The sequence below is a fragment of the Isosphaeraceae bacterium EP7 genome, assembly GCA_038400315.1.
In the GTDB taxonomy this organism is placed as follows: domain Bacteria; phylum Planctomycetota; class Planctomycetia; order Isosphaerales; family Isosphaeraceae; genus EP7.
The window spans coordinates 4,539,808-4,559,664 of record CP151667.1; the positions used below are offsets into that span (position 1 = coordinate 4,539,808).

Here is a 19,857-nt window from a genome sequence, read left to right on the forward strand (position 1 = left end):
ATGCGGCCCACGATCAGCGCACTCTGCCTCGGATTCGGACTCGTCAGCCTGGCCCAGCCGGCCCAAGCATGGCAGGCGGCCCAGGATCCGCCTAAGCCCGCCGCCCCGGCGCCGGCCGAGGCCAAGCCAGACACCGCCCAGGCCAAGCCCGCCAAGCCCGCCGACAAGGACATCGGCAGCTTCGGCGAGGCAACCCGCGGGGGCGACGTGCCCGATGGCGCCGCCGACCAGATCACGCCCGACGCCCAGCGATCGATCGACTCGGGCCTGGCCTGGCTGGCCAAGCAGCAGAACGCCGACGGCTCGTATGGCAACGGCACCTATCGCGGCAACATCGCCGTGACCAGCCTGTCGGCCCTCGCGTTCATGGCCAACGGATCGAGCCCCGGCCGCGGCCCCTATGGCCCTCAGATCGACAAGGCGTTGCTCTATGTGATGGAGAACACGTCGGCCTCGGGGTTCATCGCGGTGCCGTCGGCGGCCACCCACGGGCCGATGTATTCCCACGGATTCGGCACGCTCTTCCTGGCCGAAGCCTACGGCATGACGCACCGGCCCGAGCTGCGCGAGAAGCTCCAGAAGGCCATCCGCCTGATCATCGATACCCAGAACAACGAGGGGGGCTGGCGCTACCAGCCCGTCCGCAACGACGCCGACATCTCGGTGACCATCTGCCAGATCAACGCCCTGCGGGCCGCACGCAATGCCGGCCTGTTCGTCCCTCGAGAGACCGTCGAGAACTGCATCCGCTACGTCCGCCAGGCGCAGAACCCCGACGGCGGCTTCCGCTACCAGCTCCAGGGAGGCGCCAGCGCCTTTCCCCGTAGCGCCGCCGGCATCGTCGCCCTCCAGAGCGCCGGCAAGTATGACGGCAAGGAGATCGACTCGGGGGTCGCCTATCTCAAGCAATACATGCCCGAGATCAAATTCGGCCAGCGTTATAGCCACTACTTCTACGGCCACTACTACGCCGCTCAGGCCATGTGGATGCGCGGCGGCAATGATTGGAACGTCTGGTTCCCCGCCATCCGCGACGAACTCGTCCGCCGTCAGGCACCGCAGGGCTTCTGGCAGGACAGCATCTGCCAGGAATACGGCACCGCGATGGCCCTGCTCGTCCTCCAGATGCCCAACAACTATCTGCCAATTTTCCAGCGATAATCCCTCAGGCCAGGGCCGATGGGCCCGGGGATTGCACTCAACGTGTCAGGCTCAATCCGGACGTCCGACACGCGAGGCCCGACCGCTTTGAGACCGCCCACCGAAATCGATCCTGCTGGCGTCGCCCGAGCTTCGAGCCACTCCGTCGAGGTCCCACCTCGCCGCCCGGTGGCCTTGCGGGTCGCGGCGGCCCTGCTCGCATGTTGGCTCCCCCAGCCGGCCGGAGTTTCCGCAGCCCCGGCCGAGCCGACGTTCACGGCCATTGGAGTCGACGGGAGCCACGTCGGCGGCCGGCTCCGGATCCTCTCCGAGGCCGAGGGCGTCACGATCGTCGACGAGGCGGGGAAGGACCGAGTCGTCCCCGTCGACCATCTCTTCAAGCTCGAGCGTGACGGGACCCCGCGTCCAATCACCTCGAAAGAAGCGATTGTCGTCTTCCCGGAAGGCGACCGCCTCAACCGTGTCGAGATCGGCACCGCCGGCGAGGCGAGCCTCATCGTTCAGTCGACTTTCCTGGGCCAGATTTCGGTCCCCCTGGACGCACCCATTGGCCTGATCACCAACCCGCCCGCGGATCCCGAGGGCCGGCAGGCCCTCATCAATCGCGTCAGGGCCGACTCCCGCACCTCCGAGGTCCTCTGGCTGGCCAATGGCGACCGACTCCAGGGGAGCTTGCTGGGCGTCGGCGAGAAGTCCCTGACGTTCCGCGGGGATGCGGGGCAGACAGAGGTCGCCAGATCGGGCCTGGTGGCCATCGGATTCGACCCTGCCCTCGTCTCCTATCCGCGTCCTGAGGGGGTCTGGTGGGAGCTGAGCCTCAACGACGGATCGCGCCTGGGCATCCTCGGGGCTGAGATCAACGACGGCGTCCTCAAAGCAAGAACACGCTTCGGTGCGACCTTGGCCGTCCCAATGTCCGAGGTCAGGCGGATCGCGGTCAGGCGGCCCGGCATCGTCTATCTCTCCGACATCGACCCTCTGAAGGCTCAATACATCCCCTATATCGGCCCGGTCCGGCCCTTTCGCAAGGATGAGTCGGTCGAGGGCCAGCCGCTGAGACTCGGCGGACTGGCCTTCGACCGCGGCCTTGGCACCCAGAGCAGGACCCTTCTCGCTTATCGACTGGGACCGGGCGACCGCCGGTTTCAGGCGACCCTCGGGGTCGACGACCGCGCCGGCCCGCTGGGCAGCGTGGTCTTCCGCATCTTGGTCGACGGCAAGGAGCGATTCTCGTCGCCGCCGATGTCGGCGCGAGATACACCCCTGAACGTCGATGTTGAGTTGGACGGGGCGAAGTTCCTGATCCTGGCCACAGAGTTCGGTGATCGCGGCAATGTCCGCGACCTGGCCGACTGGGTCGAGGCGCGTCTAATTCGCTGAACGAGACCCGGATGATGACCCGGACGGCCGGCTCCCGCGGCGGGGACGGTACGTTCTTCGGAGGATGAGGCGTGGCCGAGAACGAATCGGAAGAACGGCGGATGCTGACAGACTTGGGGCATCTCTCCTCGGCGGTCGGTCATCACGTCATCAACGCCTTCGCCGCGATCGTCGCGAATGCCGAGATCCTCCGCCTCAAGGCGGACAACATCTCGACGCTCGACCTGGTCGGCGTCTCCGAGATGATGGTCCAGACCGCGCTGGAAGCCTCCGGGGTCGCCCGCCGCCTGATCGATTACACCAGGCCCATCACCACCCCCCGGGGCGAGAGCGTCTCGCTCGACCGGCTCGTCGCCGAGGTCTATGACCAGGAGCGGGCCAAGGGGCGTGCCGATACTGAATGGGCCATCGACTTCGCGCCGATCCCTCCGATCGTCGGCAGTCCCGAGCAACTCCGGCAGATGGTCCGGCTGTTCCTGGCCAACTCGTACGAAGCCGCCCTCGAGAAGCCGCTGAAGATCAAGGCCAAGGGCATGGTCGACGGCCGTGGGTGGATCGTCATCGAGTTCACCGACGATGCCACCGGGATGCGTCACGAGGAGTCGGGTCGGGCTGTCGAGCCCTTCTTCACTTCCAAGCCGGCCCACATCGGCGTCGGCCTGAGCATCGCCAACGGCATCTGGAGGCGTCACCGGGGTACTCTCTCCGTCCGGAGTATCCCCGACGAGGGTACCTGCATCCGTCTCTCGATCGAGCCCCCGCGCCTCCGGACTGCATGATCGTCGACGGGCTGCCCGGGGAGCCGACGAAGGTTCCTCGTCGATCGGGTTGAGGTCCCCGAGATGCACTCTGATCGGCGCGAGCAGGTCATCGCCCGACGTGCCGAGGCTCGCCAGCAGGGGTAGACCCTGCTGAGGTGTCATCAATCAGGTCACGCCTCGAGCATTGCCGAGGATCGCGCCAACGCATTTCCCGCGCGATCTCGAGCGGGCAGCGAATTTCTCGACACGACAGACCGGACCCGAGTTCGTCCACGACAACGGTGTCGGGCGGCCGCTGATACGCCTTGCCCGTCTGATTTCCTGGCTGCATGGAAATCAGTGGGGGCGTGACCTGTGGCCGAGGTGAGGAGAGGAGGACGTGATCCGCCCCTCCGTCCCCAGTTAAATCAGCAAACGATGATCTGATTGGTCAGCACGGTGTGGCTGTCGGTCAGGTCGAGGGCGGCCTGCTGGGCGAGTTGCTTCGCGTGGTATGTCCGAGCTCGACCCTGAAGGATGATCGTCTCCTCGAAGCATACGACGTGCAGGTCGCGGATCCGGCCGCTGGCTATCCGCTCGATGTAGTCTTCGATCTGCAGGGCCAGTTCGGCCGGCAATTGGTCGCACGCGAGCTGCCGGTAATCCATCCCGGAGAGATGCGTCGCCATGATCCCAGGCTCCCTAGTTGCGGGCGATTCCGGCGTGGCTTCCGTTGCCGAGTGGTCGGGGAGTTAATCCGGGCGGTTCATGAAATGAGGTCGGCCGGGGACAGCCGGCTTCGTCCATCCGGATCGAGGCGTCGCGTCCGCCTGCTTCCACTCGACAAAGGCTGAAGAGGGCGTTCCAAGGCCCCCTCCACCCCGTCATATTTCACGCTATCCTGGGCGTCGATCCCAGTCAATCATCGGACGTCGAAAAAATCCACGAATTTCGACGCCACGATCCGTAACGCGGAGCCGGCTAGGGTCTCGGGGCGAATCGACGGCGGCAGATTCACCGCTCAGGCGAGGCCGCTTGTCCCCTCCAGCAGCTCGTCCGCCTGGACGATCGACTCGGCCAGCTTGGCCATGGGCATCCGCCGGTCCTGGCTCTGGCGCTGGAGGAAACGAAATGCCTCGGGCTCGGAGAGCCCTTTGCGGGCCATGAGAATCCCCTTGGCGCGCTCGATCAGCTTGCGATCGCGAAGGCTCACCTCGAGTGCCTGCACGCTGTCACGCAGCTCACGGACTTCCCTCGAGCGCGCGACCGCCATCTGGATGGCGGCGTGCAGGTCGGGGCTGGTCACCGGCTTGAGTTTATAAACGAACACGCCATCTTCGGCCGCCTGGTCGATGAGGTTGGGATGTCCGTGCGCCGTCAGGATGATGACGGGGGTCCCCGGATCTTTGGCGATCTGGCGGGCCGCGGAGAGGCCGTCGAGGCCGGGCATCTCGATGTCGAGAAGGGCCACGTCGGGCAGTTGCCGGCGGCAGACCTCGATGGCCCTGTGGCCGTCGTCGACCACCGCCACGACGTCATAGCCCAGCGCCTCGAGCTGGCCTTGCAAGCCGGTGGCCACCGGCTTTTCGTCGTCGGCGACGAGGACTTTCAATGCGCGATTCAATTGACTCGAAGGCATCTGGCAATTTCCTCCACGGCAGGCATGGCCGAACACGGCCTCTCGCAACCGAGTGCCGACCGCCAAGTGCAACTCTCGTAGGGCGACCCGTCGACCACGCACGTTTTCGGCACCCTACGGCGCGTGCCGGCCCCGCCTTGACGACTCGGGGTAAGAACTAGCACAATCCGTACCTAAACCCAAACGCATTTTCGCCGGCCGACTCGTCGCGCCGGCAAGTTCCACACGACCGAAGGTGCCGACTTGAGCCGCCGGTCGATCACAGCCCTCAGGTTCCAGGATCTCGCCGTGGGCGACGAGTGGGAAAGCCCCGCCCGGACGATTACCCAGGCCGACGTGGCCGCCTTCGCGGGCCTTTCCGGCGACTATAATCCGCTTCACATGGATCACGAGGCCGCGGCGGCCGGGCCCTTCGGCGCCCCGGTGGCGCACGGCCTGCTCGGCCTGGCGGTCTCCTCGGGGCTGGCCAGCAACGCGCCTCGCGTGGAGACTCTGGCCTTCCTTTGCGTCATCCGCTGGGAATTCCTCAGGCCGATCCGCTTCAATGATACCGTACACGTCCTGACGCGGGTCGAGGCCCTGGAGTCCAGGGCGAGGGGACGCCGGGGACTGGTCACCTGGCGACGCCAGGTCATCGACCAGGCGGGCCAGGTGCTTCAGGACGGGACGATCCAGACCCTCGTCCGCGGCCGGGATGCGGTCGAGCCCGAATCCGGCGAATGACCCGCGGTGTCGTCCTCCGATGCCGGTCAAACACCACGAGCCCCATCCCGTGATCGAATATTCCACCCGGGTCGTCGTGGCCAACGACCGCTACGTTTGCCTGCAACTTCCCCCGGACTGGCCCGAGGGCGAGGCTTCAATTACCGTCACAGTCCGGGCTGCAACGGCCGCCGACGGGGTCGAGGCGGAGGCCGAACCCCCCCTCGAATCGTCGTCCTGGTCCGATCCTGTCGAGCCGGTGCGCGACGAGGTCGAATGGTGGGATGAGGGGTAGGCAGACCGTTTCTCAATGCGTCGGATCGAGATGGCCCCGAGGGTATGGCTGCGATGACGAGCATGTTCGACGTACGAGAGATCGCCCTCGTGACGGGCTCGGGCCGGGGCATCGGCCTGGGGATCGCTCGGGCGCTGGCCGGTGCGGGACTGAAGGTCATCCTGGCGGACCTCGACATTGCCTCGGCCCGGGAATCGGCCGCCGAGCTTGGCCCTGATGCCCTTGCCCTGGAACTTGACGTCTCGAAATCAGCCGGCTGGGTCTCGGCAATCGAAGCGATCCGCGCCCGGTATGGGCGGCTCGACGTCCTGGTTAATAACGCCGGGATTAGCCCGCGAGGCACGCCCGAGACCACCGATGAAGAGCTCTGGGATAGGACGATGGGAATCAACCTGAAGGGGGCCTGGCTAGGAATCAAGGCCGCCCTGCCGCTGCTCAAGGCGACCCGTGGGACCGTCATCAACATCGGGTCGACGCGGGCCACTCGCCCCTTGCCCGGCCTGTTCGCCTACGGCACGAGCAAGGCGGGTCTGCTCGGCCTGACCCGCCAGATGGCGGCGGAATATCTGGCCGAAGGTGTCACCTGTAACATGGTCGCGCCAGGCTGGGTTGACACCCCCGGCGAGCGGATCCTCCAGCGCAGCCACGGAGTCGCCAATTTCCCGGAGGGGCTCCAGAATCTCATCACGACCGATGAGGTGGGGGCCGCCGTCGCCTACCTCATCTCGCCGCTGGCGCGCAAGATCAACGGCATCATCCTCTACCTGGACGCCGGCCTCCACGTCGCAGACGACGCCGGGATGGTTTACCTCCCCGGCATCTCCCACGGCCGTTACACCCAGACTGGGATGGATTGATTCGCACTGCCGGCGGCGGCCTCAGTATTTGGCAAGCTCGGTGACGTCGCACCCTGGGTTCGTCGCTCGGACCAGCTCGGTGGCCCCGTCGAGGATCATCTTCAGCTCGCTGCCGACGGCGATGAACTTCCAGCCCTGCTCGACCCGCTTCTTGGCGGCTTCGATCGAGGTGACGTGCAGGCCGCACGGGACCCCCTGACGATCGGCTGCTTGCTTGATGCGGGTCAGGGTCTGCTCCATCAGCTCGGCGGAGGGCGGGGTCCCGTCGGGGTCGCGGAGTGTGGCGGCCAGGTCGTTGGGACCGACGAAGATGGCATCGATGCCGGGCACCGCATAGATCTCGTCGGCGATGTTCACGGCATCGATGTGCTCGGTCTGGATCACGACGAGGATCTCGTCGTTGGCACGCCGGTAATACTCGTCGGCGGTGGCCCCGTAGTTCATCGCGTGCAGACCGCCCCCGACCGACCGATTCCCTTGGGGGGCGTAGCGGGTGGCCGCGACCATGGCGGCGGCCTCAGCGGCGGTCATCACCATGGGCACAACAATGCCCATAGCCCCGCAATCGAGGACTTGCTTCACGTACTCGTGCTTCGAAGCCGGAATCCGGGCCAGCGGGACGCAGCCGGCATCGGCGATGGCGCCAAACATCATCGCGGCAGTCTGGAGGTCGACGTGCGAGTGCTCCATGTCGACGGTCAGCCAGGGGAGGCCCGTCCGGGCCAGGAACCGGGCGGCCACCACGCTGCCCAGCGATAGCCAGGTGCCCACCTGGGGCTCGCCCCGCTTCAATGCCTGCTTGACCTGATTGACCTTCACGGCGCGATCCCCCGCGGCTTACTCGGCTTGCCTGCGACTCGGCCGGCGAGTCTGCCACGTCACCGGTGCCGACGCAACCGGCCTTCAGGAGTTAAGGCGCCAGATCGTCAGGTTCAAGACCCCTGCAAAGCTGACCCATGCGAGGTAAGGAACGAGCAGCGCCGCGGCCGGCCGGCTGATTGGGGCGAACCTGGCGATCGTCGCGGCGATCGCCAGCCAGAGCAGGACGATGTCGACGAATGCAAGGTCGGGCCGGTGCAGGCCGAAGAAGAGCCCCGACCAGGCGACGTTCAATGCGAGCTGGATGCTGAAAAGCCCCAGGGCGACCATGCCCGTCCGGCTCCAGCCCTCACGCCGCCAGATGATCGAGGCCGAGACTGCCATCAGGAAATAGAGGGCCGTCCAGACCGGCCCGAAGATCGAGTTCGGCGGATTCCACGACGGCTTGCGAATCCCTGCGTACCAGGTCGGGATGCTCTCCAGCGTCCAGGCCGATCCCAGCCCCGCCGCGGCGAAGCAGATGAGGAGGCTCACGGCCAGGGCGATCAGGTCCGTGGCCAATCCGCGTTGTCGCATCGTTCGCATTCCCGTTCCAGGTTACTCGCCGAGGACCGTCACGGTGACCTTCCGTCGGTGAGGAGCCGTCCGGTGCTCCCAGAGGAAGATCCCCTGCCAGGTGCCGAGGTCGCATCGACCCTCGGCGATGGGCAGGCTCAGCGAGTTCTGCGTCAGGATGGTCCGGATATGCGCAGGCATGTCGTCGGGCCCTTCCGCGGTGTGGCGGAAAAGGGGATCGCCGTCGGCCACGAGCCGCGCGAAATATCGCTCCAGGTCGCGCCGGACGCTCGGGTCGGCATCCTCGCAGAGGATCAATGAAGCGCTCGTGTGGTGCAGGAAGGCCACGCAGAGCCCCCTCGTCGCCTCCGACTCGCGGACGACCGCCTGGACGCGGTCGCTGATCTCCAGCGTCCCGCGTCCGGTGGTCGTGATGACAAAGCTCTCGGCGTGGATCATCGTGGTGCCTTGAGCGTGAGGGGCCGATCCATCAACGCACGACCTTGAGGTTGGCCTTCCCCTCGGTCAGCTTCTTGACGCCTTCGTCGGTGACTTTCGTGCCGGCGACGAAGACCTCGCGGATCTCGGGCAGTTCCTTGATCGACTCGAGCGCCTTGTCGCTGATCTGGGTGCCGACGAGGCTGAGGACCTTCAGCTTGGCCAGCCCCTTCAGCCGCTCGATCCCGGCATCGCCGATCTTGGTGTCGACGAGATAGAGCTTCTCCAGGTGGGCCACCCCTTTGATGTGGTCGAGCCCCGCGTCGGTGATCTTGGTGCCGTTGAGCGTCACCTTCAGCAGGGTGAACAGCAGGGGGATCGGCGCAAGGGCCTCGTCGCCGACGCCGGTGGTGGCGAAGTTCACGCCGACGACCGGCTTGCCCGGCTTCGTTTCGTCGCGGTCAATCTTGCCGCCCAACTTCTGGATCGCCTCGATGGCCTTGGCCTCATCCGGGCCGGGCTTGACCGGCTCCTCTTTCGGCTTCTCCGCTTCCTTGGGCTTCTCTTCGGCCTTGGGAGCGTCTTCCTTGGGCTTCTCCTCGGCCTTGGGGGCGTCTTCCTTGGGCTTCTCCTCGGCCTTGGGCTTTTCGTCCGGCTTCTTCTCGTCCTTCTTGGGCTCGTCGTCGGCCAGGGCACCGTTGGCGAAGGAGGCGAATGGGAGGGCGAGTCCGAGGAGGGCGCTGCGGCGGGTCTTCATGGGGAGGGGTCCTGCGTGGGGCGCGTCGCTCTCGCGACGTCTGGAATCAACGCATGTTCGATGGAACGGCCGAAGTCAGGGCTTCCACACGACGCCGAAGTGATGGAATGAATGCCTCGCCAAATCTCGATCCTTAAGCCGTCGGTCAATCGGGGACCTGTTTTCGAGCCCGGCCGCGTCGTGCACACCATCGGCCACCGACACCCGGACCGGTCGCATCAAACGATTCGTGGGCTGCCTCGCTGGACATCGCAGAGCAGGCCGATGCCGAATTCCGGAGTCGTTCAAGGATCGAGGGTTGGGTCGAGGCATGAATTCCGGATTGGGCGAGGATCGCGGACTTTCCGTGCTTGACCGTGCATGAAGCCCGGCGAAGTTCCCTGGATTGTCCCTCGCTCGGGCTCGTATTTCAATGGACCGGGATCCGAGTACCGTCCGGCTTGGGCCTGCCGAGCGGGGCAATCCACCTCCCTCACGCAGCGAGGTCGCCCCGGCCCCGGGCCTTGCGGTTATCATCCAGCGTCAGTTCGGCTCGTTGCAGCCATGCGAAGCACGTTGCAGAAACGCCGACGGCTCACGCCGTCAGAATCGTTTCCAGGCGATTTTCCTCGGCGTTCGTTAAACTCTCTTATATTGCCCGCCGATATCGGAGTGACCAGGTGTGAGCGATTTGCTGACCAGGATGTTCTTCGGCGGATTCGTGCGGATGCACATCCTTTACCATGCGACGAAAGAGCCCATCTTCGGCGTGGAGATGATGGAGGAGCTTGCCCGGCACGGCTACGAAGTCGGGGCGGGCACCCTCTACCCGATGCTCCATCAGCTCGAACAGGTCGGCTACCTCACGTCGCAGGGCGAAGTCGTGGCGGGCAAAACGCGGAAGTATTACCGGGCGACTGCCGAAGGGGCCGCAGCCCTGGAGGCGATCAAGGGCAAGCTCCGCGAACTCGTCAGAGAGGTCGTCGACGACAGGCCCCCGCAGCCGTCCATCAAGTCCGACCGGCGGGACGAATCCCCTTGAGGGAACCGGTCTACGGCGTTACGACCCTCCAGGCTCCGACCCTCGGCGGCAGCCCTCCCCGAAGAGACTTCGAGCCATGAACCCGATTGTCTTCGCCATGAGGCGGCCGCTGACCGTGATGGTGGCCGTCGTCGCCGTCGCCCTCGGGAGCGGGCTCGCCGTCCTGCGAATGCCCGTCGACATCTTCCCCAACCTCAATCTGCCGGTCGTCTACGTCTGCCAGCCCTACGGCGGCATGGACCCCGCCCAGATGGAGGGGCTGCTCACGAATTATTACGAGTACCACTTCCTCTACATCGGCGGCATCCACCACGTCGAGTCGAAGAACATCCAGGGCATGGCCCTGATGAAGCTGTTCTTCCACCCGGGCACGAACATGGCCCAGGCGATGGCCGAGACCATCGGCTACGTCACGAGGTCGCGGGCCTTCATGCCGCCGGGGACCGTCTCCCCGTTCATCACGCGCTTCGACGCCGGCAGCGTGCCCGTCGGCTACCTCGTCATGTCGAGCGAGACCAAGAGCATCGGCGAGATCCAGGACCAGGCCCTCTTCAAGGTCCGGCCGATGTTCGCGAGCTTGCCCGGCGTCTCGGCGCCGCCCCCCTTCGGCGGGAGTCAGCGGACCGTCGTCGTCCGCGTCGACCCGGACAGGCTCCGCTCCTACAAGATGTCGCCGGATGAGGTCATCAAGGCGCTGACCGCGGGGAACGCGATCAGCCCTTCGGGGAACGTCCGGATCGGCGATGAGATGCCCATCGTCGCGGTCAACTCGCTCGTCAAGCAGGCCGACGAGTTGAAGACTATCCCGATCCGCCCCGGCGTGAGCCCGACGGTCTACCTGCGCGACGTCGCCACGGTCCAGGACGCCTCCGACACCACGACCGGCTACGCACTCGTCAACGGCCGACGGGCCGTCTACATCCTCGTCACCAAGCGGGCCGACGCCTCGACGCTCTCGGTGGTCGAGAACGTGAAGGCCGCGCTCCCCTCGATGCAGGCGGTCCTGCCCGACGACATCAAGGTCAGCTTCGAGTTCGACCAGTCGCCGACCGTCACGAACGCGATGTCGAGCCTCGCCACCGAAGGGGCCCTCGGGGCCGTGTTCACCGGGCTCATGGTGCTCGTGTTCCTGCGCGACTGGCGGAGCGTGGTCGTCGTCGTCCTGAACATCCCGTTCGCCCTCTGCGGGGCCGTCGTCGCCCTGTGGCTCACGGGCCAGACCATCAACCTGATGACCCTCGGCGGGCTCGCGCTCGCCATCGGCATCCTGGTGGACGAGGCGACCGTCGAGATCGAGAACATCCACGCGAAGATGGATCACACGGAGAGCATCCCGCGTGCGGTCAGGCAGGGCAACCTCGACACGGCCGTGCCCAGGCTCCTGGCGATGCTCTCCATCCTCGCCGTCTTCATCCCGTCGTTTTTCATGCAGGGGGCGGCCCAGGCCCTCTTCGTGCCGCTCTCGCTCGCCGTCGGCTTCGCGATGGTCGCGTCCTACGTGCTGTCGAGCACCTTCGTTCCGGTCCTCTCGGTCTGGCTCCTCAGGCACAAGGCCGGCGGACGCTCGGCGAAGCGTTCGGTCTTCGAACGGGCGCGGGACGCCTACGGGATCGGGCTCGGGCGGGTCGTCCGGCTCCGCTGGCTCGTCGTCCCGGCGTATCTCGCCGTCGCCGGGCTGGTCACTTACGGCGTGGGTCGCCAGCTCGGCCTGGAGATCTTCCCGAGGGTCGATGCCGGGCGGTTCCAGCTCCGCATCAAGGCGGCGGCCGGCACGCGAATCGAGAAGACCGAGCAGATCGCGAAGGCCGCCCTGGCAGCGGTGAAGGAAGAGGTCGGCGAGGACGGCGTGGAGATTTCCGTCGGCTACGTCGGGGTCATCCCGTCGAGCTACCCGATCAATGCCATCTACCAGTGGACCGCCGGGCCCGAAGAGGCGCTGCTCAGGGTCGCCCTCCACGAGAAGGGTGGCGTGGACGTCGAGGCGCTCAAGCGGCGGCTCCGCGACACCCTCTCGGGCCGGATGCCCGACGTGCATTTCTCCTTCGAGCCCGCCGACATCGTGAGCGACGTCATGAGCTTCGGCTCCCCCACGCCCGTCGAGGTCGCCGTCAGCGGCCCGGCCTACGCGGACGTCCGGGCCCATGCGGCGAAGGTCAAGGAGGAGCTTGCCAAGGTCGAATCGCTCCGCGACCTCCAGTACGCCCAGTCGCTCGACTACCCGACGGTGAGCGTCGACATCGACCGCGAGCGGGCGGGACTCAGCGGGGTCACGGCCGAGGAGATCGCCCGCTCGCTGGTGACCGCGACCTCGTCGAGCCGGTTCGTCGTGCCGAATTACTGGCCCGACCCGAAGTCGGGCATCGGCTACCAGGTCCAGGTCGAGATCCCGATCGCCCTCATGGACTCGGTGAAGCAGGTGGAGACCATCCCCGTCCAGCGCGCGGGCGGCCCGTCGCTCCTCCTGAGAGACGTCGCCAAGGTCGGCCGCGGCACGATGCCCGGCGAATACGACCGCTACAACATGAAGCGGTCCATCAGCCTGACCGCGAACATCGTTGGCGAGGACCTGGGCAGGGTCGCGAGCCGCGTCACACAAGCCATCGAGCGGGCAGGCGCCCCGCCGAAGGGCGTGAATGTCGACATCCGCGGCCAGATCGTCCCCATGCGGGAGATGCTCAACGGTCTCTCGGTGGGGCTCGCGATGTCCATCGCGGTCATCCTGCTGCTGCTCACCGCCAACTTCCAGTCGCTGCGGCTCGCCCTGGTCGCCATCTCGACCGCCCCGGCCGTCATCTGCGGGGTCGTCACTGCCCTCTGGCTCACCGGGACGACGGTCAACATCCAGTCGTTCATGGGGGCGATCATGGCCATCGGCGTCGCCGTCGCCAACGCCATCCTGCTCGTCACCTTCGCCGAGCGTCATCGTCGCGAGGACTCCGCCGGGGCGACCGAGGCCGCGGTCTTCGGGGCGAAGGGGCGACTCCGGCCCATCCTCATGACGAGCTGCGCGATGACGGCCGGCATGGTACCGATGGCCGTCGGCTGGGGCGAAGGGGGCGGGCAGACGGCCCCGCTCGGGCGGGCCGTCATCGGCGGCCTCGTCGCGGCGACCTTCGCCACCCTGCTCGTCCTCCCCTCCATCTTCGCCCTCGTCCAGGGGTGGGCCGGCCGAGATTCCGCGTCCCTGGACCCGGACGACCCCGAGAGCCGCTACTTCGACCAACCCGCCGAACTCACTCCCGTCGTGCACGCGAACGGGGACGGTCGCGAGGCCGCGACCTGGGATGCGATCGAGAGTGGTCGTGCCCACGATGCACGCGATGACCGGGGGCACCAATGAACCGCCTGCGCCTCCGAAACGGGAGACACACGATGCCGATGAAACCTCACCTCGTCGGGTCGGGCCTCGCCTGTCTGGGCGTGCTCGCCGCGCTCGGCTCCGGCTGCGGGAAGACGCCCATCGAGGCCACCGCGAAGGCGACCTCGGCCGGCCCGCCGCCGGTTGCCCGGGTCACCACGATCGTCCCCGAGCGGATGACCATCCGGCGGGTGAGCGAGCAGCCGGGGCAGATCGAGGCGGCCGAGGTCACCCCCATCCATTCGAAGCTTTCCGGCTATGTGCGCAGCGTCGCCGTCGATATCGGGGACCGCGTGACGCAAGGCCAGGTGATGGCCGAGCTGCGGATGCCCGAGGTCGAGGCGGACCTCAAGCAGAAGCGGGCCACGATCGAGCAGGCCCAGGCCGAGGCGAAGCAGGCCGAGGCGGCTGTCGCGGTGGCGCTAGCGGGGGTCGCCAGTGCCGAGGCGAAGGTCTCGGAGATTCAGGCCGGCATCCGCAGGGCCGAGGCCGACGCGAGCCGCTGGCAATCGGAGTTCGCCCGCGTGCAGCAGCTCGCCCAGGAGCGGGCCCTCTCCGGGAGCCTCGTGGACGAGACGCGGAGCAAGCTCGGGGCGGCCCAGTCCGGCCTCGACGAGGTGAAGGCCAGGGTGAAATCCGCCGAGGCCGCACTCGCCGAGTCCAGGGCACACCTCGACAGGTCTCGCTCGGACGTCCAGGCGGCCATCTCGCACGTCGAGGTCACCCGCTTCGACGCCGAGCGGGCCGAGGCGATGGCCGGCTACATGAAGCTCGAAGCCCCCTTCGACGGCGTCGTCACCCGTCGCAAGCTCGACACCGGCCAGTTGACCACGCCGGGCACGGCGGGCGAGCCGTACTTCGTCGTCGCCCGCTCCGGCATCGTCACCATCGCCGTCGGCGTGCCCGAGGCCGACGCGCCGTTCGTCAATGCAGGCGACCCCGCCCAGGTCCGCCTGGTCGCCCTCGACGGCCTGAAATTCGAGGGCAAGGTGACGCGGACCGCCTGGGCCCTGGAATCGGCGACCCGGACGCTGCTCGCCGAGATCGACCTTCCCAACCCGGACGAAGTCCTGCGACCGGGGCTCTACGCCTACGCGACGATCGTCGCCGAGGAGCGCAAGGACGCCCTGACGCTCCCCTCGACCGCCGTGTTCAAGGACGGCGGGAAATCCTTCTGCGTCACCGTCGCGGACAAGCGGGCGAAGCGAAGGGAGATCAAGCTCGGCCTGAGCGAGGGTAAGCGGACCGAAGTCGTCTCGGGCCTTTCCGATGGCGAGATGGTCGTCGAGGCCAACGCAGCCTCGCTCGCCGACGGCCAGCCCGTCGAGCGGAATCTCCCGCTAAGTGACACCCCGAAGCCGAAGAGTTGACCCAGGCGTCATAGAGCGAAGCCGCGACATTCTCATCGATGCAATCCGATGATGCGGCCGGACCGACGCGAACGACCTATTGAAGCGAGCCCGGAACCGTTTGGCCAAGGAGGGCCCGATGAAAACCAGGATGCCAGTGAACAGGGCCGGTTTCATCGGGGGGGCGGTCGCGCTCCTCATGCTCGGGGCCGTCGAGCCGCAGGACGGTCTGCCGCCCATGCCGGCAACGCGAGCCGGGACGGATGCACGTCAGGATTCTCTTCCCCAGGCCCTCCCCGGCGACGCACGGAGGGCCGAGCCCGAGGCCCTGGCCATGCCGCCCGGGGAGCCCCTGGGGACGCCGCTTGTCCCCGGGCAGGTCATCCAGCCGATTGATCTACCTGGGGCCCTCCGGCTGGCGGGGGCGAACGACCTCGACATCGCGATCGCCCGCGAGCGCGTCGCTCAATCCCTCGCCGAGTTGCAGCAGGCCCGCGTGATGTGGCTCCCGAGCATCTATATCGGGCCAAACTGGATTCGCCACGACGGCCAGGCCCAGGTCGTCGAGGGCCAGGTCCGCACCATCAGTAAGAGCTCGCTGTTCCTCGGGGCGACCGCCGCGGCCGGCTCCAGCGTCTCGGGCCCCGTCCCCGCGGGCGGCCCCGCGCAGGTTTCCGGGCTCACCTCCATCCTCCGCTTCTCGGATGCCATTTTCGAGCCGCTCGCCGCGAGCCAGGTCCTGGAAGCGAGGAAGGTCGGAATCCGGACCGTGACCAACGACTCCCTGCTCGGGGTCGCCGAGTCTTACATGGACATGCAGCGTGCGGCCGGGACGCTCGCCATCGCCCGCGAGGCCGCGACAAACGCGGAGACCCTGGCGAGCCTCACGGAATCGTATGCCCGGAGCGGGGCCGGGCTCGACGCGGATTATCGCCGGGCGGTCACCGAGCGGGACCGACAGCGGAAGAACGTCGAGGCAGCGGTGGGCGAGCTCGAGATGGCCTCCGCCGACCTGATTCGCCGAACGCGGCTCGACCCGAGGCTCGTCGTCGCCCCGGTCGAGCCGCCCGAGACCGTGCTCCGCATCGTCCCCGAGAATTACCCGATCGATGAGCTGATCACGGCAGGGCTCCGGTGCCGCCCCGAACTGGCCGAGGCCCAGGCCCTCGTCCAGGCGACGCTCACCCGTCTCAAGCAAGCGAAGCTCAGGCCGTTCATCCCGAGCCTCGCCCTACGATACTCCGGCGGCGGATTCGGCGGCGGCACGAATGGTTTCTTCGGCAACTTCAACGGACGCAGCGACGCCGACGTGAACCTCTACTGGGAGGTCCAGAACCTGGGATTCGCCGACCGGGCCATCGCCAGGCAGCGGGCCGCCCAGCAGCGGACGGCGACCCTGGAAATGATGAAGATCCAGGACCGTGTGGCCTCCGAGGTGGTCCAGGCCGAGAAGGGCCGGATCGCCGCATCGAGGCAGATGGAGCGGGCGGGCCAGGCCCTGCCCGAGGCTCAGGCCTCGCTCGCCCTGAATCTCACGAACATCCGACGAGGTGCGGGACTTCCCGGTGCCACCCGTCCCATCGAGGTACTCCAGCCCATCCAGGCACTCGCCCAGGCACGGGCGGACTATCTCGAAGCCGTCCTCAATTACAACCGATCCCAGTTCCGCCTCTACCGGGCCCTCGGTCGGCCGCCTGCCCTGAACACGCCCCTGATCGCGACCGCCCCACCGACCGAAACGCCTCCCGGCCCCAAGCCCGTCCGGCGGTGATCGGTCGACGAGGCCGAAGATCGCCCGGTGCCCCTCCGCATTAAATGCCTACGCTTGGGCAGACGCTTTTACACCGATTTCTGTTCAACCACCTGGCAGACGGACATCGAACCCAATCCGACGATGAAGTCTGAGCGACTCATCGTCTGCATCCGACCACAATTTTTTCCCCGTTTTCGACCCGATCTGCGGTGATCGTCGATCGAAGGCGAGGAAAGTCGCTCAAATCCTACAAGAAAGGTAGAATTAGTCGGAGATTAATCTTGACCATTCCAATCGAATAAGAGAGTATTCCCCTCCGTCGGGCAAGTCGTCCTCGTCCGGGACATCCTGGACGGTGCCCCGGCTTGGTTCCCGCATGCTTGAGTCATGCCTTACGCAGGGAGAAATCCATGTCGAAGCGATCGATCGGTTTGAAGGGAGTCGATCCCAACCGACTGCGGCTTCCAGGGGCTGTGCGCCTCGGATTCACGCTCATTGAGCTGCTGGTCGTCATTTCCATCATCGCGGTCCTGATCGCATTGCTGCTCCCGGCCGTGCAATCGGCCCGCGAAGCGGCTCGCAGGATCCAGTGCGTCAATAATCTGAAGCAACTGGGGCTTGCTGCCCATAATTATCAGAGCGTCAACGGCACACTGCCGATGGGCGAGGCTCCGGGGGTCATCTCCCCATTCGTGTCACTGCTCCCGTACGTGGAACAGACGCAGGTCTTCAACTCGCTCAACTTCAACACGAACTTCATCACGCTCTACTCGCTCGACTTCCTGAGCAACAACCTCGACAGCCTGACCGCCGGCCGGACTCGCATCTCGGCCTACGTCTGCCCCTCGGAAGTGAACACCGGGGTCGACAACTTCGGCTTCGGCTACTGGGCCGCCACGTACGGGTGGAATGCGGGCCGATGGCACATCCAGACGAAGCAGTGGGACGGCCTCTTCGGCCGGTCGATCGACTCCACCACGGGTGGCCAGCTTGTTCCCAAGCTCCCCGTCGTCGGGTTCGAAGGGGTCACCGATGGCCTGAGTAACACGCTCCTCGTCGCCGAGGTGGCCGCGGGGCCGATCAACCAGGGCGTCGCCCCGACCCGAGTCTCGGAATGCTATGGGCTGTCGAATGTCGGCGGGCCCAAGAGCGGCACCGACCCCGCCCTTCTGGTCGAATATTGCCGCAACTTCGACTGGAAGAACCCGGCCGGCATCGCCATCAACGCGGGCCTGCAATGGCGCTACAAGGGCTATAGCTACATGGACGGGACGATCGGCAGGACCTGGTTCAACACCATCCTCGGCCCCAACAAGCTCTGCTGCGCTTACGGCGGGACGAACATGACTGCCGCCATCAAGCCGGCGTCTTCATATCACCCCGGTGGCGTGAACACCGCCTTCGCCGACGGAAGCGTCAAGTTCATCAAGGACACGGTCAACAAAGACGTCTGGACCGGACTCGGCACCCGAACCGGTGGCGAGGTCATCTCGGCCGACTCGTTCTGACTCGAGAAATCGCGGGCTAATTCCTACTAAATCGACGGGAATACTTTAATGTGTCCCGGGAGCTTATCTCATGCTGAGTGTGGAAGCGAGTGACGGGGTCAGGCTCTGCGACGGCCTGACTCGTCGCGAGGCCTTGCGGGTGGGCGGGATCGGGCTTGGAGGCCTGACTCTGCCGGGACTTCTGCGTCATCAGGCGCTTGCCGCCGAGTCGGGGGGCTCGGGACGTGGGCCCTCCTTCGGCCGGGCAAAGTCGGTGATCGTCTTCTGCACCAATGGCGGCACCGCCCAGATGGACTCGTTCGACCCCAAGCCGGACGCTCCGGCCGAGGTCAAAGGGCCCTACAAGTCGATCTCGACGAGCGTCCCCGGGGTCTCGCTCAACGAGTTCCTCCCGCGGCTGTCGAAGCTCCAGCACAAGACGGCGATTCTCAGGGCGATCCATCACAACCAGACGCTGCACCCCACGGCGATCTACCTGACGCTCTGCGGCGACACGATCACACGCGTCGTGACGCCCGACTCCGCCACGATGAGCCGCGAGGACCGGCCGCACTTCGGCTCGGTCGTCGCCAAGATGCTCCCCGTCCCCAAGGATCTCCCCGGTTGGGTCATGCTCCCCGAGGCAATGGGCCCCAACGGGCCGGAATGGCCCGGCCAGTTCGCCGGGTTCCTGGGGTCCGCCTATGACCCGTATCGGATCAACAGCTTCCCGGGCAGTCCCGGGTTCTCGCCCGGCGCGGTCGCCTCGAATACCGAGGTCTCGGGCGACCGGGTGCACGACCGTCGCGCCCTGCTCGAGCAACTTGGCCGCGGGGCTCGCTACCTCGACGGCGTCGCCGCGACCACCTCGCTCGATCCCCACTACGTCAAGGCGTTCGACGTCATCTCCTCGCCCAGGGCGCAGAAGGCGTTCGACCTCGAGGCCGAGTCCCCCGAGACCCGCGATCGCTACGGCAAGCATTACTTCGGCCAGTCTTGTCTGATGGCCAGGCGTCTGGTCGAGGCCGGCGTCAAGCTCGTGCAGATCAACTGGCTGAGGAGCAACATCGGCGGGCCGGGCGGGCCGGGTTACGACACCCATGCCAACCACTTCGCCATCACCCGTGACCAACTCTACCCGCCGACCGACCAGGCCTTCTCGACCCTGATCGAAGACCTGGAGGAGCGGGGCCTGCTCGACGAGACCCTGCTCGTCTTCCACAACGAGTTCGGCCGGACGCCCAAGGTCAATCCGCGTGGCGGGCGAGATCACTGGCCGCAGTGCTACAGCACGCTCCTGGCGGGCGGCGGCATCAAGGGCGGCGTCGTCTATGGAGCGTCCGACAAGATCGGCGCCTATCCCTCGGCCGACCCGGTCACGCCCAAGGACGTGCTGGCCACCATCTATCACCTGCTGGGCATCGACGTCGAGTCGATCCTTTACGACAAGCTCAATCGCCCCCACAAGCTGGTGCATGGCGAAGCGATTCAGGCGTTGATCTGAGCCCTGCCCGCACCCGACCTCGTGACAAGGGGACATGCGTCC

At 66.6% G+C, this 19,857-nt stretch carries 18 protein-coding genes; 12 read left to right on the plus strand and 6 right to left on the minus strand.

All coding sequences use genetic code 11. The features are described 5' to 3' along the window. From EP7_RS17550 to EP7_RS17560, 3 genes are all read left to right on the plus strand, one after another. Positions 1-1,161 carry a prenyltransferase/squalene oxidase repeat-containing protein gene (locus EP7_RS17550; RefSeq protein ID WP_463523019.1) on the plus strand — a complete coding sequence of 387 codons (1,161 nt, stop codon included), beginning with the start codon at positions 1-3 and terminating at the stop codon, positions 1,159-1,161. Positions 1,162-1,248: 87 nt separating this feature from the next. Next, positions 1,249-2,541, plus strand: a complete 1,293-nt coding sequence (locus EP7_RS17555) for an NPCBM/NEW2 domain-containing protein (protein WP_463523021.1) — start codon at positions 1,249-1,251, stop codon at positions 2,539-2,541. Positions 2,542-2,642: 101 nt separating this feature from the next. After that, a complete protein-coding gene (locus EP7_RS17560; protein ID WP_463523023.1) occupies positions 2,643-3,320 on the plus strand; it encodes an ATP-binding protein in 678 nt (225 codons plus the stop codon). A 389-nt stretch (positions 3,321-3,709) separates the two neighbouring features. On the opposite strand, the gene EP7_RS17565 is transcribed toward EP7_RS17560, so the two are convergent. Further along, complete coding sequence (locus EP7_RS17565) at positions 3,710-3,970, minus strand: hypothetical protein (protein ID WP_463523025.1); 261 nt, start codon at positions 3,968-3,970, stop codon at positions 3,710-3,712. 332 nt (positions 3,971-4,302) lie between these two features. Further along, positions 4,303-4,920 carry an ANTAR domain-containing response regulator gene (locus EP7_RS17570; protein WP_463523027.1) on the minus strand — a complete coding sequence of 206 codons (618 nt, stop codon included), beginning with the start codon at positions 4,918-4,920 and terminating at the stop codon, positions 4,303-4,305. 243 nt (positions 4,921-5,163) lie between these two features. Here EP7_RS17570 and EP7_RS17575 point away from each other — a divergent pair, with 243 nt between their 5' ends. The 3 genes from EP7_RS17575 (at position 5,164) to EP7_RS17585 (ending at position 6,774) form a co-directional block, all read left to right on the plus strand. After that, positions 5,164-5,643: a MaoC/PaaZ C-terminal domain-containing protein gene (locus tag EP7_RS17575; protein ID WP_463523029.1), complete on the plus strand. Its 480-nt coding sequence runs from the start codon at positions 5,164-5,166 to the stop codon at positions 5,641-5,643. A gap of 49 nt (positions 5,644-5,692) precedes the next feature. Then, positions 5,693-5,917: a hypothetical protein gene (locus EP7_RS17580; RefSeq protein ID WP_463523031.1), complete on the plus strand. Its 225-nt coding sequence runs from the start codon at positions 5,693-5,695 to the stop codon at positions 5,915-5,917. Positions 5,918-5,979: 62 nt separating this feature from the next. Then, a complete protein-coding gene (locus tag EP7_RS17585; protein WP_463523033.1) occupies positions 5,980-6,774 on the plus strand; it encodes an SDR family NAD(P)-dependent oxidoreductase in 795 nt (264 codons plus the stop codon). Positions 6,775-6,795: 21 nt separating this feature from the next. Here EP7_RS17585 and EP7_RS17590 read toward each other — a convergent pair whose 3' ends face one another. The 4 genes from EP7_RS17590 to EP7_RS17605 form a co-directional block, all read right to left on the minus strand. Then, entirely contained in the window at positions 6,796-7,593 is a 798-nt protein-coding gene (locus tag EP7_RS17590; protein WP_463523035.1) for an HpcH/HpaI aldolase family protein, read from the minus strand. 84 nt (positions 7,594-7,677) lie between these two features. Further along, positions 7,678-8,169, minus strand: coding sequence for a TspO/MBR family protein (locus EP7_RS17595; protein ID WP_463523037.1), 492 nt, complete (start codon positions 8,167-8,169; stop codon positions 7,678-7,680). Between the two features lie 21 nt (positions 8,170-8,190). Next, positions 8,191-8,607 carry a secondary thiamine-phosphate synthase enzyme YjbQ gene (locus EP7_RS17600; protein ID WP_463523039.1) on the minus strand — a complete coding sequence of 139 codons (417 nt, stop codon included), beginning with the start codon at positions 8,605-8,607 and terminating at the stop codon, positions 8,191-8,193. A 31-nt stretch (positions 8,608-8,638) separates the two neighbouring features. Next, on the minus strand, positions 8,639-9,343 hold the full coding sequence (locus tag EP7_RS17605; RefSeq protein WP_463523041.1) for a hypothetical protein: 705 nt from the start codon (positions 9,341-9,343) through the stop codon (positions 8,639-8,641). Between the two features lie 661 nt (positions 9,344-10,004). Here EP7_RS17605 and EP7_RS17610 point away from each other — a divergent pair. The 6 genes from EP7_RS17610 to EP7_RS17635 all read left to right on the plus strand — a co-directional run bounded on the left by EP7_RS17610 (position 10,005) and on the right by EP7_RS17635 (position 19,815). Further along, complete coding sequence (locus EP7_RS17610; protein ID WP_463523043.1) at positions 10,005-10,364, plus strand: PadR family transcriptional regulator; 360 nt, start codon at positions 10,005-10,007, stop codon at positions 10,362-10,364. A 76-nt stretch (positions 10,365-10,440) separates the two neighbouring features. Beyond that, positions 10,441-13,704, plus strand: coding sequence for an efflux RND transporter permease subunit (locus EP7_RS17615; RefSeq protein WP_463523045.1), 3,264 nt, complete (start codon positions 10,441-10,443; stop codon positions 13,702-13,704). A gap of 32 nt (positions 13,705-13,736) precedes the next feature. After that, positions 13,737-15,092, plus strand: coding sequence for an efflux RND transporter periplasmic adaptor subunit (locus EP7_RS17620; RefSeq protein WP_463523047.1), 1,356 nt, complete (start codon positions 13,737-13,739; stop codon positions 15,090-15,092). A 118-nt stretch (positions 15,093-15,210) separates the two neighbouring features. Beyond that, positions 15,211-16,842, plus strand: a complete 1,632-nt coding sequence (locus EP7_RS17625; RefSeq protein WP_463523049.1) for a TolC family protein — start codon at positions 15,211-15,213, stop codon at positions 16,840-16,842. 392 nt (positions 16,843-17,234) lie between these two features. Continuing rightward, positions 17,235-18,332, plus strand: coding sequence for a DUF1559 family PulG-like putative transporter (locus tag EP7_RS17630; RefSeq protein WP_463523051.1), 1,098 nt, complete (start codon positions 17,235-17,237; stop codon positions 18,330-18,332). A 70-nt stretch (positions 18,333-18,402) separates the two neighbouring features. Further along, the gene (locus tag EP7_RS17635; protein ID WP_463523053.1) at positions 18,403-19,815 is read left to right on the plus strand and encodes a DUF1501 domain-containing protein; all 1,413 of its coding nucleotides are present in this window, start codon (positions 18,403-18,405) and stop codon (positions 19,813-19,815) included. Positions 19,816-19,857: the final 42 nt, after the last annotated feature.

Coding starts and splice junctions, on each gene's coding strand:
- EP7_RS17550 (WP_463523019.1), top strand. CDS start 1: ATGCGGCCCACGATCAGCGCACTCTGCCTCGGATTCGGACTCGTCAGC.
- EP7_RS17560 (WP_463523023.1), top strand. CDS start 2,643: ATGCTGACAGACTTGGGGCATCTCTCCTCGGCGGTCGGTCATCACGTC.
- EP7_RS17565 (WP_463523025.1), bottom strand. CDS start 3,970: ATGGCGACGCATCTCTCCGGGATGGATTACCGGCAGCTCGCGTGCGAC.
- EP7_RS17570 (WP_463523027.1), bottom strand. CDS start 4,920: ATGCCTTCGAGTCAATTGAATCGCGCATTGAAAGTCCTCGTCGCCGAC.
- EP7_RS17585 (WP_463523033.1), top strand. CDS start 5,980: ATGTTCGACGTACGAGAGATCGCCCTCGTGACGGGCTCGGGCCGGGGC.
- EP7_RS17595 (WP_463523037.1), bottom strand. CDS start 8,169: ATGCGACAACGCGGATTGGCCACGGACCTGATCGCCCTGGCCGTGAGC.
- EP7_RS17600 (WP_463523039.1), bottom strand. CDS start 8,607: ATGATCCACGCCGAGAGCTTTGTCATCACGACCACCGGACGCGGGACG.
- EP7_RS17605 (WP_463523041.1), bottom strand. CDS start 9,343: ATGAAGACCCGCCGCAGCGCCCTCCTCGGACTCGCCCTCCCATTCGCC.
- EP7_RS17615 (WP_463523045.1), top strand. CDS start 10,441: ATGAACCCGATTGTCTTCGCCATGAGGCGGCCGCTGACCGTGATGGTG.
- EP7_RS17620 (WP_463523047.1), top strand. CDS start 13,737: ATGCCGATGAAACCTCACCTCGTCGGGTCGGGCCTCGCCTGTCTGGGC.
- EP7_RS17625 (WP_463523049.1), top strand. CDS start 15,211: ATGAAAACCAGGATGCCAGTGAACAGGGCCGGTTTCATCGGGGGGGCG.
- EP7_RS17630 (WP_463523051.1), top strand. CDS start 17,235: ATGTCGAAGCGATCGATCGGTTTGAAGGGAGTCGATCCCAACCGACTG.
- EP7_RS17635 (WP_463523053.1), top strand. CDS start 18,403: ATGCTGAGTGTGGAAGCGAGTGACGGGGTCAGGCTCTGCGACGGCCTG.